Genomic DNA, 15,069 nt, shown 5'->3' with positions numbered 1-15,069 from the left:
CGACGGGGTGGTCGCCCGGAACGGATTGCACACACGAGGCCGGGAACCCCTGCGAACACGTGAGAACCACGGAGGGGAGTTCCCCGGTCCAGAGGCCCTGTGGGCGACGTTTCCGCAGGTCACATCCTCGCCGCGAGGAAACTCCTAAAGCGGGTGTCGCAGGTTCGAATCCTGCCGGGGGCACAAGCGCAAAGGGCACCTGCTCAGTCGAGCAGGTGCCCTTCGGCATCCACTGCTGGCATCAGCGGCCGCGGCCGGCAGACCCCGGAGTCGACGGATCAGAACGGCTCGAAGCTCGGCTCGACCGGGCCGATCTCGCCGTCCGCCGCCAGTTCCTCCAGGTCCTCCGGATCCAGGAACTCCAGGGCCTCGGGCTCGATCCCGTGATGACGGTCCAGGCTGCGCAGGCTGTCGACGAAGGACAGCACGAAGCTCGTGAACGAGCCGTCGAAGGTCTCGCAGCCGACCTCGTGCGCCATGGTGACGACCTTCCACCGGTCGGGGTCGGTGTCGCAGGGGAGGAAGAAGTGCTCGTCGCCGCTGTGGTCGTAGCCCCAGGAGATCAGGCCACCGGACGCGGGGTGGAAGGGGTGGGGGTAGTGCTCAAGACCGCTGCTGTCGGCCAGCGCCTTCCGACGCCGCTCGGTGAACGTCCGATGGACCTCGCGCATGCGCGGCAGCAGCGGCCTGGGACCGCGAGGGTGGAAGACGACGAGTTCGCCGGATATCACTCCGGTGCCGTACGCACCCATGAAGGCCTTGAAGTCGCCGGGCAGCGGGCTGCCGACGTACTGCTCCCCTCGCTCCAGTCCGCCTTCTCCGGCCTGCGGGCAGGCTCGCCCAGGAGGGCCCGCAACTCACCCGACGTCGTCATGCACTGCTCCAGACCGGCCGACGGGGATCGAAGCACCAACCCAGCCCCGTGACGGTCTTCCGTTGGGGCTGCCGTCCAGGGTCTTTGCCAGGCGTCCAGCGGCGGGAGAGTGGGCACGCCTCGCCGTCCGGCTCGAAGCGCGTCCCACGCGTTTGAATCCTGCCGGGGCACGGGGAGACGGGCCGGACCGTGATCGGTACAGGCCGTTTTTGACGCCGGGGTTACGCGGCGGCCGCCTTCAGGTTCGACTCGGAGGGGAAGGCGTACGGAGCCTGCTACTCGCGGCGGGCTGATGCCCTGGATGATCCGACCTTCGGTGATCGCGCTGTCCGCGACGGCGCATTCGCCGCTGTCCGGTCCCATCAGGCCATCGAAACCCACCCCTGTCACCGCGCACAAGGATTTTGTTCCCGCGCCGTGGCGCGCGACGGAGCCGGGCCTACGGCCGGACGGTTCCGTGGTCCGCGTCGAAGGTGTCGCCGGTCAGTTTCGTCTTGGCGAAGCTGATCAGCGAGGACACCTTGCCGCCGGGGGTGTCCCAGTACTCGGCGCGCTCCACGTCGACCCGGAGGAGTACCGCGTCCGGGTTCTCGGGACCGCCGGGCAGCCATGCCTCGGCGAAGGTGTTCCACAGTTCCCCGAGCTTGGCGCGGTCGTCGACCACCTGCGCGCGTCCGGTCATCGCCACCCAGGAGTCCCGGGAGGAGAAGGTGAGGGAGACTCGCGGGTCCGTCCCGATGTCGCGGACGTGGCGGGTGTCCCGGGCGGTGATGAACCACAGCTCGGCGCCGGGGTCGACCTCCTGGCGCGCCATGGGGAAGCCGTGCGGGCCGTCCGGGCCGTAGGTGGTCATCATCGCGATGGGCATGTCCCGCATCAGCTCGACCAGCTTCTTCCGCTCATCGGACATGGGCGCCTCTCCGTACGTCGTCGGGGCCGGACAGGGCCCCTCCCGCAGTACCCGGATCGGCGCATCCGACACGGCCGCCGGCCGCTCTCCCCCGCCGGGGAGCGGGCCCCACCGTGCACGCCGGAACCACGACCGCGCGGAATGCGTCCCCGGCGGTGGTCGTGGCGCCACCCGCCGCGCCGCACTCCGGGGCACGCGGTCAGGGGCGCGGCTCGCCGTACCAGCGCCAGGTGGCCGGGCGGGGGCGGCCGGGCAGGTCGGCGCGGCCGGTGCACCACAGCAGGACGGGCCAGGGGTCTGTGGGTACGTCCGGGCCGGCGGGGGCGTCGGGGAAGAGGCGCGCCAGGGCGCGTGCGCACGGGCCGGGCGGCGGCTCCCAGGGGAGCCCGAGCCCCTGGGCCACGTCATGGGTGTGCACCAGGGTCTCCACGACGCCCATGGCGGCGAAGCCCTCCGGATCCGAGGCCCCGTACACATGGTGGGCCCGGACGTGCGGGGGCGTGGTGCGCACCATGGCGGTCAGCAGCGCGCCGCAGGCCTCCAGCACCTGGAGCAGCCCGTCCGGGCCGGCCGCACGGTCGGTGTGGACGGCGTTGGCCGGTCCACCGGGCCTGCGGCTCTCCCAGGCGAAGGGGACGTCGGTCGCCGGCGGGGGCCTGCGCGGGCCCAGCTGGACGGCGTACGCGAAGAGGTCGTCGGCGAGGTGCTCGACGGTCTCCCAGCAGTCCCACTCCAGGGTTCCGGCCATGCGTCCCCAGCCGTCCGCGGGTGCCGGGCGGAGGGCTTCCACGGCCCGGTGCACGGTGAGCTGGAGGTCGTCGGCGGTGACGGGGGACGGGGCGGGGCGGGAGGGGCCGGGTTCGGCGGGCGGTGGCATGGCGGGCACCGTACAGCGGCCGGAGGGGACCGCCCCAGCGGACAACGCGGCCGTACGGCAGGCCCGTCGGCGGGTGGACGTCCCCGCCCCGCGCCGGGCGGGGCGGGGACGTCCACCCCCGGGGGGTCAGCTGTTGGCCGTGTCCCGGACCTGGCCGTAGACCGTGGCGTCGCTCAGCAGCCCGGAGTGCGACAGACAGGCGGTCCTGGTGTTGACCGCGCCCGACAGGGCGACGCTGCTGTCGGGGTTGATGACGGTGTCGCAGGGCGACCACCAGGTGGCGTAGCGCGCCGAACCGGGTGTCTCGTCACCGGAGTTGAGGGAGTTCAGGAAGTTCGACCCGATGCGCATCTCGGTGCAGGAGGTCTGGAAGCACCAGTTGGCCGTGTCGGTGCCGTGGTTGGGGCCGCCGAGGGAGACCCAGGCGTCGATCTTCGCCGCGCCGCCGAGGTTCTTGGCGTAGTAGCGCGAGGAGAGGCCGCCCATGGAGTGGGTGATCACATCGACCTTGCTCGCCCCGGTGGCGGCGAGCAGGCGGTCCACCTCGGTGGCGAGCTGCTGGGCGGTGGTGGCGTTGGACTGGCCGGTGTTGTACGTCCACTGCTTCAGGTGACTGGTGGGCCAGCCGTCGGCGCGGAAGCGGTCGGCCATGGTGTTCCACGTGGATCCGCTGCTGTTCCAGCCGTGGACGAAGAGGATCGGGTTGCTGCCGGGGCCGTAGGCGGAGGGGGACGCCTCGGCCGCCGCGGCCGGGGCCTGGAGGGTGAGTGCGAGCACGGATGCGGCGGTTGCCGCGACGGCCAGTGACTTCTTCTTCACTTCGACCTCAAGTGGGTGCGGGGGGAAAGGGGTTGAAGAGCGGTTGCACCGTGGGGGGGATCGCAGGCTACTGGCCGGTCACCGGCGCCGGGCAAGACCCGTGCACGCCTTATCTGTCGCGTACACGACTTCTCTACGACTGCTCGCCCGCCGGCCCGACGGCCCTCCTCCGCGCACGCAGTACGCGCAGCACATGACCGGGCGACATCAGCCGGGCGGGCGGCTGGAGCATGTGGGCCACCGACAGGAACGTCCGGCCCAGTACGGGGTCGGCGGAGGCCGCCGCGCGGTAGCGGGTGAGGTACCGGTCAAGCAGCCCGTCGGCCGGGCCGCGCCTCCCCTCCGCCTCGGGGAAGCGCAGGTCGCCGCCGGCGGCCAGCAGCCACGGGGTGCCGACGACCTCGGCGGCGGCGCGGAAGAAGCGCCGGGGCAGCCCGTCGGCGTCCCGGCCCGGGCCCCGCTCCCGGCCCCGCTCCCGGGCGAGGAGTGCGCGCAGCACGATCGCCTGCTGGGCCGCCGCCGTCATGCCCTGGCCGTAGGTGGGGTTGAAGCTGCACAGGGCGTCGCCGGTGACGAGGAAGGCGCCGAGGTGGCGGTCCAGCTTCTCGTAGTGGTGACGCACGCTGGCCGGATAGCGCATCCTCACCGGCTCGTTCAGCGGCTCGGCCGTGCGCAGCACCTCGGCCACGTCCGGCCCGGGCAGGGACTCGGCGTAGGCCAGCATGCCCGCCTCGTCGGCCGGGGGCTCCTCGCCCAGCAGGCCGAAGAGGACGACCGCGAACCGGTCCTTCCGTTCCGAGACGATGGCCCCGCCGCGCGGCATCCCGGGGAAGGGCACCAGCGCGACGCCGCTGCGGCCGCCGATGTGGTGGGGTTCGCGCCGGAAGTGGCGGGTGACGTAGACGACGTCGGCGCGCACCCGCGTCTGCCGGGGCCTGGGGTATCCGAGCTCCTCCAGCCAGACCGGGGCCCGCGAGCCCCGGCCCGAGGCGTCCACGACCAGATCGGCGGGGATCGTCTCCTCCCCCGCGCCGTCGTCCTTCCCGGCGCCGGCCTCCCCCCTGCCGCCGGCGAGCGGGCGCACCCGGACCGCGGTGACCCGGCCGCGGTCGGGCGTGGTGACCGGGCCCAGCACCTCCGTCCCCTCCCTGATCGAGACGCCGGGGAGCGCCGCGACGCGCGCGCGTACGTGGTGCTCCACCCGGGGCCGGCTCGCGCCGTACGAGATCACCCCCGAGGGTGCCGGGCGCAGGAGGTGGCCGTCGAGGTACCAGTGGGCCTCGCCCTGGGTGTCCGCGCGGGTGGCCCCCGCCGCGAGCAGTTCCTCCAGGAAGCCGGGGAACAGCTCCTCCAGCGCCTGCGCGCCGCGGGCGAGCAGTACGTGGAGCTGCCGGCTCTGCGGTACGCCGCGGCGCGGGGCCGGGTCGGCGGGGAGCGTGTCCCGGTCGAGCACCGTCACCCGCTCGTAGGCGTCGGCGAGCGCGCGGGCCGCCGTCAGGCCCGCGAGGCCGGCGCCGATCACCACGGCGTGGGACCGGTCCGCCGCCCTGGCGGGTCGGGGGGTGGGGGCCATGGGACAACTCCGTTCCGTGCGGGGCTGGTTCGGCCCCTGGGGCGTCGGGCGCGATGCGGATACGAGGGTAACGACTCCCTGTGCGCGGGCCGTTCCCTTCCGTACCCGGACCCGCCCAACCCCGCCCGCGCGGTCGGCGTGATCGCGGTGCGAATGCGGCGCGGGCGGGTATGGGGCGGGCGGCCGGAGCGCTCAGCCTCCGGTGAGCTGCCAGGCGCCGAGGGCCAGTCCGCCCACCGCGGCCAGGGCGGTGATGCTCGCCAGCGGCCACCGGGAGCGCTCCAGCGCGTCCAGGCGCGCCTCGTGATCGGCCAGTTGCCTGTCGTTCTGGTCGCTGCGCTGGACCATCAGCGCGAGCGCTCCGTCCACCCGGGCGAAGCCCGCCTCGACCGTGCCGCGCAGCCGCTCCAGTTCCACGGCGACGGCGACGGGGCTGTTCGGTTCGGTGTCCGTCATGCGCGCTCCCCTCCGCCGTCCGCCGCCAAAGGCCCCTCGGGGGAGGTGCGCAGCCAGGCCGGCAGCAGGGCCTGCACCCCGGGCACGGCCATCAGCCGCGCGAGCCCGCCGGCCGCGGCCAGGGCTCCCGCCACCCAGGGCAGCGTGCGCGGGATCCCGGCCGCGTCCACGGCGGCGGGGAGGACGACGGCCAGTCCCACGGCGGTCTGCACGATCGTGCGCAGGGCGCGTTTGGCCTCCTGTGACATGGTGTTTCCTTTCTTGCGCGTCCTCCGCGACCCCGCACGGGGAAGTCCATACGGGGTCGCGGGGCGGGGTCGCGGGGCGGTGTCGGTGACCGCGGCGGCAGCGGTGACCGCTGCGGTGCGTTCAGGACACCCGGGGGACCCGCAGCGCCCGCCACGAGGTCTCCCCCGGCCAGCCGTCGGCGTCGGCGCCGGTGAACCCGAGCCTGCGCTGCCATGCGGCGTACGAGCGCCGGTCCGCGTCCGTCCACTGCGGCCCGGGGCCGACCGCGTACTCCGAGCAGCCCTCGGCCACCAGGCGCCGCCCCATCGCGGTGACGATCGGCGAGCGGGGCCGGGTGCGGAACCACCGCGCCCCCGGGAACGGCTGGTGGGCGGGCGGGGAGGCGGGGGCACGGTCCGCCGCGCCGCCTCCGGCGGACGGGGCCGCGGCCAGGAGGCGGGCGATGCGCGAGCGCATCCGGTCCATGGAGAAGCCGCGGGGGTCGATCTTGGTGCGGGTCCACTCCCTGTGGGCGATCACGGAGCGCTCGTTCCAGCCGTGGGCGCGGCACAGGGCGGCCGCGGCCCGGGCGATGGCCTCCAGTTGCTCCTCGGGCCACGGGTCCTTCCCGTCGCCGAGGTTGACCGCCTCGAAGCCGTAGAAGCGGGCGTTGCCGTCGGTGTCGTCGCCGAGCGGGCGCGGGGTGGCGGTCTCGGCGATGACGGAGCGCAGGACGCGTCCGTCGCCGAGCCCGGCGTGGTTGGCGCGGCCGGCGCCCACCAGATGGACGGTGCCCGCCTTGTCGATCACGCCGTGGCACAGCGGGCCGGGCAGGCCGGCGTAGCCGTCGTAGCACAGGTCGACGGTGGCGGCGGTGCCGCGGGTGACGGTGTGGTGGATCATCACTCCGTTCACCGGGCCCCAGGCGCCCTTGTGGTTTCGGTGGTGGCGCCGCCAGTCGCGGTGCTCGGCGGTGTGCAGGCCCTCGTCGCGCAGTGCGGCGAGGAGCCGGCCGGGGGTCAGGGGTACTGCCATGGGTGCCTCCGGTACGGAGAGGAGCCCCGCGCCGGGCGGCGCGGGGCTCGAGCGGACGGTCGGGACGGACGGCAGGGGGGGAGTGCTCAGGACAGGGCCGCCCAGATCGCGTTGGAGTCGGCGACCACGCTGGTCGGGTTGAAGGAGGCCGGCAGCGAGGTCTGCCCGGTGCTCGACAGCCGCCCGTGCCGGATGAACGCGCCGGGCATCCGGGCGCTGCCGGCCGGGGCGTTGCCGATGCTGGCGCCGCGGGCGAAGGCCGGCCCGTTGTTCTTGTCGGCCGGGCCGTTGACCAGCAGGGCGATCCAGTAGTTGCCGGGCTGGGCGGCGTAGGGGGCGCCGAGCGGGATGACGATCGTGCGCCCCTCATTGGCCGGGATCACCTGGGACAGTGGCGCGGTGACCCCCACCCGCTGCCCGGCTCCGGTGTACAGGCCGGCCCAGGAGTTGGCGCCGAGCGTGCCGCCGACGTATCCGGGTGTGTAGAACACCACGTTGGAGACGGTGTGCGGGGCGTGCAGCGGGATGCCGATGAGGTACAGCCAGCCGTTGATGCAGTACTGGGCCGAGGTCGCCGCGGTGGCGGCCGGGTCGAAGGACCAGCCGGCGAAGCCCATGGCGGCCGGCGACCAGGTGCCGGCCGCCGAGACCGCGTCGACGTAGGAGCGGCGGGCGAGCTGGTCGCCGGTGGCCGGGTCGGCGGGGACCGACGGCGGGACGGTGAACGTCTTGGCGCCGCCGACCGTCTGGCCACCGTCCAGCAGGACGGCCCGGCCGGCGGGTACGGCCGAGACGTCGCCCGCGCTCAGCTCGACCGTGCCGGTGCGGCCGTTGACGGAGAGCACCGGCGCGTCGCCGGCGGCCAGGTAGCGCCCGTCGGCGGTGGCCTGGTCCAGCGCTCCGACGTCGGCGGCCGTCAGCACCACCTCGCCGGTCTGCCCGTTGACGGAGGCGACCGCGCCGCCGGTGCCGGCCGGAAGCTGCCCGGCGGGCACCAGCCCCTGGTCGTCCAGCGTGGCGACGCCGCCGGGGGCGCCCGCGAAGGCGGCCGGCACGGCGGCCACGTCGGCGGCGTCCAGGACGATGTCGGCCTCGGTGCGGCCGTTGACCGACCGTACGGCGCCCGGCTCTCCGGGCGGACCGGCCGGTCCCGGTTCCCCGGGCGGGCCGGCCGGGCCGGGGACGGCGACGTAGTCGGGGGCGGCGGGGTCCACCGGGGCGACGTCGGCCAGGTCCACCTGCTGTTCGGCGGCGGGCAGCACGATCCGGTAGCTGCGCTTGCGGCCCACTCCGGAGAGTTGTTCGGTGACGGTGTAGGCCCACCGGACCGGGTTCCAGCCCTCGGCGTCGGTGGCGGGCAGGACGGTGCTGATGCGGCCCTCGGCGTCCAGGGGGGCCACGGTCGGCCCGCCGAGGATGACGTCGGTGGCGGCGTGGGTGAGCAGTGCGGGCGGCCGGAACTCGACGGTGCCGGTCATCGGCCGCCCGTCGGGGGTCAGGTACCGCGCGGTGACGGTGACGACGGGTATGGACTCGGGCAGCATGCGGATGCCTCCTTGCTTGTCGTTGCGGAATGCGGCGCGGGTACGGCGGACGCGGCGGCCGGTCAGGACTGCACGCCGTACAGGGCCAGCGGGCGGCAGCGCACGGTGCCCCCGGCCGCCCCCGCCCTGGCCTGCACCTCGAAGGTGACCGTCGCGCCGTAGTCGGCGCCCAGCACCTCGGTGAACTCCAGTCCGTCCGGCCCGCCCGCCGGGCCCACCTGCTCGCCGTCGCACAGCAGCCGCACCTCGGCGCCCTCGGGTCCCTCCGCCGCGATGCGGCAGTGCAGCCTGGGGTGCTGGACGATGCCGGGGCCGCGGAAGAGGGTCGTCCAGGAGGTCGCCGCGGTGGACTCCCAGCGGCTGACCGCCACCGGCGCGGGCAGCGGGTAGGGCACGTAGGGGCGGGCCAGCCCGCGGCGCCGGGCGTCGTCGGCGACGACCACGTTGCCCTTGCGGTCGAGGATCTGCACCGGCTGGTCGGGCAGGGTGTCCGGGCTGCCGGTCCACACCGTCAGCGCCAGGGAGCCGTCGTCGCGGCGCACCACCAGGCCCTGCTGCGGCTCGCCGCCGGCGCGGTCCGGCTGGACGCGGCCGAGGTAGAGCAGGTCCTCGCCGCCGGGGGTGCGCACCCGCAGCCGGCCGCCGTCGCCGATGACGACGTCGCCGCCGCTGATGCGGTTCATCGGCGGGCTGCTGTTGGCGCTGCCCATCAGGTCCCGCACCTGCCTCTCCAGCTCGCGCAGCCGGTCCAGCAGGTCGGTGGGGATGATCGCCACCGGTCAGGCTCCTTCCAGATAGAGGGTCGCGGTCTCGGGCCCGGTGCGCTGCGGCGGGGTGACGGCCAGCCCGACGATCCGGTACCGGCCGTCGGCCCCCTCCGGGTGCCACAGGTCCCGGATGCGCAGCCGCAGCCGGGCACCCAGCAGGGCCGGGGAGATCCGTCCGTTCATCAGCACGGTGATCTGCGGGATGGTCTCCGGGCGGCGGTGCCGGGCCAGTTCGGCGCGGGCCAGGGAGTCCAGCACGGCCTGGTCGCGTACGGAGGTGTGGTCGGAGCTGGACTCCAGCCGCGGCCAGCCGCCCGCGATGTCGTCGGCGTCCACCCGCCGCGCGGTCAGCGGCACGGACTCCTGGGACTGGTCGGAGTTGTCCGACTCCCCTCTGGCCACCCATACGTTGGCCTGCACGGTGGCGTCCGAGGGCAGGCTGTAGGTGAGCACCGCGCCGGGGTGGTCCAGCACGATGTCGGCGTGCCCGGTGTGGATCCTGGGGTGGCCGAGCTGGAGCCGTTTGACGCGGCGTCCCTGTGCGTCGCGGTGGCAGTGCACGCGCCACTCGAAGCCGTCGTCCAGCCTGGCCAGCTTGTCGATCAGCTCCCGCACCCGGGCCAGGTCGGTGTGGGCGTGGGCGAAGTCCCGCCGCACCCCGGAGGTCTCGCTTCCGTACCGCAGGCCGATGTCGCCGCCCGGCTGCGCCTGTACGTGGTCGACGAGCGCGCGCACGATGTCGAACTGGTCGGTGGCCGTGCCCACCACGTCGCCGGAGAGGATGCGGTGGTCGAGGTAGGAGTCGAAGGTGGCGGCCTGGAACTCGGCCTTCATCCGGCCCTGTTCGTCGGACTGCGGGGTGCACGTCCACAGCACGCCGCCCCACCGCACGTCCCCGTCGCGTTCCAGCCAGACCGCGGTGCGGCCGGGCCGGAGCGCGGCGCGGGCCCGGCGGGCGAGCGCCTCGTCCGGCAGCGGGACGGTGGCGGTGAGCGAGCCGGGCTTGCCGATGTAGTCGTCGTACTTCGCCTCGGTCAGCGGCAGTACGTCCACCACGCGGTCGGTGCGCAGGTCGCAGAAGACGGCGCGGTGGACGGCGGTGCGCCCGCTCACTCGGCCGGCTCCGCGGACTCGTAGACCAGCGTTCCGGCGATCTGCATGTAGGAGCCGGAGGACCAGTTCCACGGCGTGACCGCGTCCACCAGGCCGCTGTGGGCGGCCGCGGTGCCGTCGACGTCCCCCGAGGAGACCTCCAGCTCCAGGTGGTCGGCGGTGGTCAGGCGGATCCGGGCGATGCGCCGCGCCCGGGAGCCGTTCTGCAGCCCGGCGAAGCCGACCGCCTGGCTGGCCCCGGACGCCCGGACGGGCAGCGAGAAGCGCCAGTTGTCGCCCGTCCCCCCGGTGCCGAAGACGGTGGTGGAGCCGAAGTAGACGTTGAAGGAGGCGTGCACCAGGGTGCCGGTGTGCACGTAGCGGCACTCGACGGTGGCGTTGCCGAACGAGGGGGTGCCCGCGCCGGTGTTGGTGGTCCAGCGCGGTGTCCACTCCTGCCACCTGGGGGTGGGCGGGTAGGGCTGCCAGGCGGTGCCGTCCCAGCGCTGGAGGCCGCCGGCGCCCACGTCCCGGTACTGGCCGGGGTAGCTGCCGGGGATGTCCCGGGGCCAGTCCTCCGGCACGATGCCGCCGACGGCGACGGTGGCGCGGCGCAGGTCGCTGACGGCCGAGTTCCAGTCGATGCCGCCGGTGCCCTCCGAGGCGCCCGCGGGCACCAGGACGGCGGCCAGGGCGAGTGCGGCGCGCGGGGTGGCGGGGGCCTGGGGGGTGGCGGCCGGGGTGCCCTGGACGATCTCCACGGCCGCCTCGGTGCGGCCCGAGGAGGTGTCCTGGGTCTCGTCGTACACCCGCAGCACCACCAGGTCGATCCGGGGGTTGTCGGGGTCGCCGTCGGCGAAGGTGACCGGGGTGTACTCGGTGAGGGCGACGGGGTAGGCGCCGGCGGACTCGTCGCCCTGGACGACGGCTCGGCCGGAGGCGACCGTGGCGGTCATGCCGGCGGACTGGCCGTAGACGTAGAGCCCGGACAGCGCCCACGCGCCGTCCGGGGAGCCGGGGATCACACCGTCGCGCGAGGCGAGCTGTCCGGCCGGGGTCATGGTGCCGGTCGGGGCCAGGCGGGTGTCGGCGCGGGACTGGCCGGCGCCGTCCTCGGTGCGGTTGAGCAGCCATGCGGTGCGCACGGGCATGGGGATTCCTCCTGTGGATCGTGCGGATCGTGGTGGGTCGTCGTGGTGCGGGCGCGGCGGCGGGCCGCCGGTCACGGGTCGCCGGTCACCAGTGGGCGTCGCGCCAGCGCACGGTGGCGGTGGCGCCGGGGCCGGGGACGGTGTCGCCGGAGCGGAAGGCCAGCGGGGTGGCTCCGGGCTCCAGCAGGAACAGCTGCTCGGGCGCCGAGCGGGCGGTGGCGGTGTACAGCCGGGAGGCTGTCCCGTTGAGGACGACCGTCCCGGCCTGGGTGTCCACGGTCAGCACCTCGCCGGCGGCGAGGGTGGTGCCGTAGCTCAGCCGCAGCCCGTCCGTCAGCCGGGTCAGTGACGGGCGGTGCACCGGGCCGCGGAACTCGATCACCGGGTGCGCGGCCGTCTCCCCGGAGTTGTGGGCGGTCACGGTGCCGGTGGAGCCGGTGGTGCCCCAGTCCAGCGGCCAGGCCAGACCGGCCTCCGGCCCGGTGTCCGGCCCCGGTTCCGGGGCGCCGGGGGCCGTCCACGCCAGGCCGCTCTCCGGCTGCGGCAGGCGCAGTACGGCGCGCTGCTCGCGGACGCCGAAGCGGCGCGGGTCGGTGGCCACCCACTGCAGTTCGGCCCTGGCCGCGCCCTGCACCACGTAGCCGCGGTCCTGGGGGACGACGCGGCGGCTGACGCGGGCGCGGCAGGCCAGTGTCTCGCCGTGCAGCCGTACCGCCAGCCACCGCTCGCCGCCGTCGGGGACGGTGGCGGCGCGGAAGCCGCGCATCGTGCCGCGCGCCTGCCCGGCGGTGTCCGGCAGCAGCCAGACGGTCGCCGAGACGGTGCGCGGCTTGGCCCAGCGTGCGCCGGGCCATGCGCCGTGGCGGTCGGGCAGGGCGACGTCGCCGGTCTCCAGGTCCGGCAGGTCGTCCCAGCCGGTGATGCCCTTGGCGTCGATCTGGTAGGGGGTGCCGGGGCCGAAAAGAGCCCCGGCCCACTGGATCTGCCCGTCGCGGGTGATCAGTGAGCCGGGGGGAGCGTCCTGGCCGTTGTGGAGTTGTCCGGTGTCGATCACGTTCGGTGTCCTCGCTTCCTGTTCACGGTGCCGCTCCCGTCCCCGCGATCGCATCCGCGACCGGCACCGCGGCGCCCGGCTGCGCGGGGCGGGCGGTGCGGGCGAGGAAGAGCAGGTCGTCGGCGACGCCCAGCGGCCCGCGTTCGGCGGGTTCGGTGTAGTGCTCGATCCGTCCGTCCCGCATCCGCGCGGGGGCGGTGTGGCGGGCGGCGCGGTCCATCAGCCGGCGCAGCGCGGGCAGCGGCAGTACGGCCTCGGCCTCGCCCGCCTCGGCGACGACCGCCGGCACTCCCCCGCTCCGGGGCAGGGCGACGCCGCCCGCGGCCAGTTGCGGGATCCTGGAGATGTTCACGCCGAACTTCTTGCCGAGGACGCTGACACTGAGGCTGTTGAGGCCGTCGATCAGCCAGTTGGCGAAGGCGATCAGCCCGTTGATCGGCGCCTTGAGGACGTGCAGCACCAGTTGCATGCCCGACTCCAGGAATCCGGCGATCCCTCCCAGGACGCGGCGCGTCGCTCCGGCGACCCGGTCGAACCCCTTGCGGGGCCCGGTCGTGAGCCAGTTCAGCGCCGAGCGGACGGCGCCTCTGATCCGGCCCATGGTGCGGTCGGCGATCGAACGCAGCGCGCCGCCCGCCGAGGAGACGGTCCTGCGCATGGTGCCCATGGGGTCGCGCACCATGTCCGCCAGCCACTTCACCACCGCGGTGACGACCGTGAGGTAGCCCCGCACGTAGCCGGTGGCGATCTTCACCACCGTCCGCACGGCGGGCTCGATCACCTTGGCGACCGTCCGCACGCCCTGCGCCAGGGCCGCGCTGCCCTGCTGGATGATCCGCTGTCCGGCCTCGGACCGCGCGGCGGCGTCGACCAGGTAGAGGACCAGCGGGGCCACCAGGGAGAGCGCCAGCCCCCAGGGGTTGGCCCTCATCACGGTGTTGACCAGTTTCATCACCCCGGCGCCCAGGCGCAGTCCGACGCCGAACACGCCGCCGAGCCGGCCGAAGAGGCCGGCGCCCTTGGAGATGCCGCCGGAGAGCGTCGCCGCCTGCGCCGCGCCGCTCCTGATCCGTTTCAGCTCCCGGTTCGCGGCGGCCGCACGCGGCCGGGCCGCGGTCAGTTGCGGGTGCGCGGCGCCCGCCCGGCGCCCCAGGCCCGCCAGCCCCTGGCCGGCGGTGCCGGCCGCGGGGAGCGTACGCCGCAGTTCGGCCGCGGAGCGCTGGGCGGATCCGCGTACGGCCGCCGCCGCCCGCTGCGCGGCCCGCACCGCCCGGGTGTTGGCGGCCAGGGACTGGCGGGCCTGCCCCAGTGCTCCGCCGAAGCCGGCGAACGCGGGCCGGGCCAGGGCCAGTTGGTTCAGCGGCACGGCCCTCCACCTCCCTCCGGGTCTCCCGTTCTCCCCGTTCCTTCCGCTCCTTCCGCTCCTTCCGTCCCCGGGTGTGGTGCGCGTCCGGCCCTCATCCGCGGGCCTTGGCCAGGAGCATCAGCGCGTCGGCGGTCCGCTGCGGGTCGCCGGTCTCGGCGGCGTAGTAGTGCTCGATGTGCAGTCCGCCGGCTCCGGCCGCCGCGGCTCCCGTGCCGTAGGGGCCGGGTGTGCCCCGGTCCGCCCGGGCGGCGGTCGGTCCCAGCAGCGACCCCAGCTTGGACAGCGGCAGTACGGCCTCGGCCTCGCCCGCCTCGGCGAGGATCGCGGGCACACCGCCGGATCGGGGGGTGACGACACCGCCCTCGGCGAGTCTGGGGATGGTGGGCAGGCTGACGCCGAAGGTCTTGCCGCCGACCATCGGCACCCAGCCGGGGATCGACACCTTGATGCCGTTGATGCGCCGGATCGCCCGGTTGATGATGTCGATGACGCCGTTGACCGGCCCCCTGACGCCGTTCTTGACCTTTCCGAAGGCCCGTGAGGCGATGTCGGAGAGCCGGCCCCAGATCTGGCTCATCCTGTCCCGCACGGCGCGGAACGCGGCCGGGATCGTGGTCCTGATCCAGTTGACGACGGGCTGGACGACCCTCTTGATGCCGTTCATCACGGCGCCGATGGTGTTGCGGACGGCCCGGACGGCCGTGGTGATGACGGCCTTCCAGATGGCGAAGTAGGTCCTGACGACCTTCACGATGGCCTTGACCACCACGGACACGGCCGTCCTGATGCCGTTGAAGACCGACTTGAAGATCCTGCCCAGGCTGCTCAGCAGCGGCCCGATGACCTTCATGGCCTTCTTGATGACCTCGCCGACCACGGTGAAGACCTTCTTCATCACCCGCTGCATGGTCTTCGACTGGGTGGCCATCGCGACGATCTTCTCGATGACCGGTGTGAGCAGCGAGAGCAGCATCCCGAAGATGTTGCCCTTCATCTCCTTGTTGAGCTGCTTGAATCCGCCGGAGGCCTTCTTGGCCCCCTGCTGCATCCGCGTCATCTGCGGACCGCTCCTGGCTGCCTCGCGGCCCAGCTTCGAAACGGAGAGGGCGGCCTGGTCGGCCGCCCTCTTCATCGTCGTCAGTTCCCTGTTGGTGTTTCTCGCGCCGGTGGTGATCCGCGTGACGCTCCGGTCCGCGGCGGCCGCCTGCCGGCCCAGGCCGGCCGCGGCCCGTCCGGCCGTGTCCGAGGCCGATTTGAACTGCCGCAACGTGCCCGAGGCCCGTTGCAGCGCACTCGCCAGAGCCATGTGGTGCTCCTCGTTTC

Annotated in this window: 15 protein-coding genes; all 15 read right to left on the bottom strand. The window is 74.4% G+C overall.

Going from position 1 to position 15,069, the window contains the following annotated elements; all coding sequences use genetic code 11:
- Window positions 1–278: 278 nt before the first annotated feature.
- Window positions 279–752: a hypothetical protein gene (locus ACW69E_RS25460; protein ID WP_457500635.1), complete on the bottom strand. Its 474-nt coding sequence runs from the start codon at window positions 750–752 to the stop codon at window positions 279–281.
- Between the two features lie 561 nt (window positions 753–1,313).
- Window positions 1,314–1,784 carry a pyridoxamine 5'-phosphate oxidase family protein gene (locus tag ACW69E_RS25455; protein WP_457500634.1) on the bottom strand — a complete coding sequence of 157 codons (471 nt, stop codon included), beginning with the start codon at window positions 1,782–1,784 and terminating at the stop codon, window positions 1,314–1,316.
- 199 nt (window positions 1,785–1,983) lie between these two features.
- Window positions 1,984–2,661, bottom strand: a complete 678-nt coding sequence (locus ACW69E_RS25450) for a hypothetical protein (protein ID WP_457500633.1) — start codon at window positions 2,659–2,661, stop codon at window positions 1,984–1,986.
- Between the two features lie 126 nt (window positions 2,662–2,787).
- Complete coding sequence (locus ACW69E_RS25445; RefSeq protein WP_457500632.1) at window positions 2,788–3,480, bottom strand: esterase/lipase family protein; 693 nt, start codon at window positions 3,478–3,480, stop codon at window positions 2,788–2,790.
- Between the two features lie 133 nt (window positions 3,481–3,613).
- Window positions 3,614–5,053 (bottom strand): FAD-dependent oxidoreductase, encoded by a 1,440-nt coding sequence (locus ACW69E_RS25440; RefSeq protein ID WP_457500631.1) that lies wholly within the window; start codon window positions 5,051–5,053, stop codon window positions 3,614–3,616.
- 192 nt (window positions 5,054–5,245) lie between these two features.
- Window positions 5,246–5,509: a hypothetical protein gene (locus tag ACW69E_RS25435; RefSeq protein WP_093846762.1), complete on the bottom strand. Its 264-nt coding sequence runs from the start codon at window positions 5,507–5,509 to the stop codon at window positions 5,246–5,248.
- Window positions 5,506–5,757, bottom strand: coding sequence for a hypothetical protein (locus ACW69E_RS25430; RefSeq protein WP_457500630.1), 252 nt, complete (start codon window positions 5,755–5,757; stop codon window positions 5,506–5,508). The genes ACW69E_RS25435 and ACW69E_RS25430 overlap by 4 nt, the downstream gene beginning before the upstream one ends.
- 121 nt (window positions 5,758–5,878) lie before the next feature.
- On the bottom strand, window positions 5,879–6,772 hold the full coding sequence (locus tag ACW69E_RS25425; RefSeq protein WP_457500629.1) for a peptidoglycan-binding protein: 894 nt from the start codon (window positions 6,770–6,772) through the stop codon (window positions 5,879–5,881).
- Window positions 6,773–6,858: 86 nt separating this feature from the next.
- A complete protein-coding gene (locus ACW69E_RS25420; protein WP_457500628.1) occupies window positions 6,859–8,316 on the bottom strand; it encodes a phage tail protein in 1,458 nt (485 codons plus the stop codon).
- 62 nt (window positions 8,317–8,378) lie between these two features.
- Entirely contained in the window at window positions 8,379–9,092 is a 714-nt protein-coding gene (locus ACW69E_RS25415; RefSeq protein ID WP_457500627.1) for a hypothetical protein, read from the bottom strand.
- A 3-nt stretch (window positions 9,093–9,095) separates the two neighbouring features.
- Window positions 9,096–10,196, bottom strand: a complete 1,101-nt coding sequence (locus ACW69E_RS25410) for a hypothetical protein (RefSeq protein WP_457500626.1) — start codon at window positions 10,194–10,196, stop codon at window positions 9,096–9,098.
- On the bottom strand, window positions 10,193–11,326 hold the full coding sequence (locus ACW69E_RS25405) for a hypothetical protein (RefSeq protein ID WP_457500625.1): 1,134 nt from the start codon (window positions 11,324–11,326) through the stop codon (window positions 10,193–10,195). The genes ACW69E_RS25410 and ACW69E_RS25405 overlap by 4 nt, the downstream gene beginning before the upstream one ends.
- Before the next feature lie 85 nt (window positions 11,327–11,411).
- Complete coding sequence (locus ACW69E_RS25400; protein WP_457500645.1) at window positions 11,412–12,377, bottom strand: phage distal tail protein; 966 nt, start codon at window positions 12,375–12,377, stop codon at window positions 11,412–11,414.
- Window positions 12,378–12,402: 25 nt separating this feature from the next.
- Window positions 12,403–13,746, bottom strand: coding sequence for a hypothetical protein (locus ACW69E_RS25395; protein ID WP_457500624.1), 1,344 nt, complete (start codon window positions 13,744–13,746; stop codon window positions 12,403–12,405).
- A 91-nt stretch (window positions 13,747–13,837) separates the two neighbouring features.
- On the bottom strand, window positions 13,838–15,052 hold the full coding sequence (locus ACW69E_RS25390; RefSeq protein WP_457500623.1) for a phage tail protein: 1,215 nt from the start codon (window positions 15,050–15,052) through the stop codon (window positions 13,838–13,840).
- Window positions 15,053–15,069 lie beyond the last annotated feature (17 nt).

Source organism: Streptomyces sp. SS8, assembly GCF_054072955.1.
Note: the sequence above shows the minus strand (reverse complement) of the source record. Positions and strands in the feature narration are given on the sequence as shown.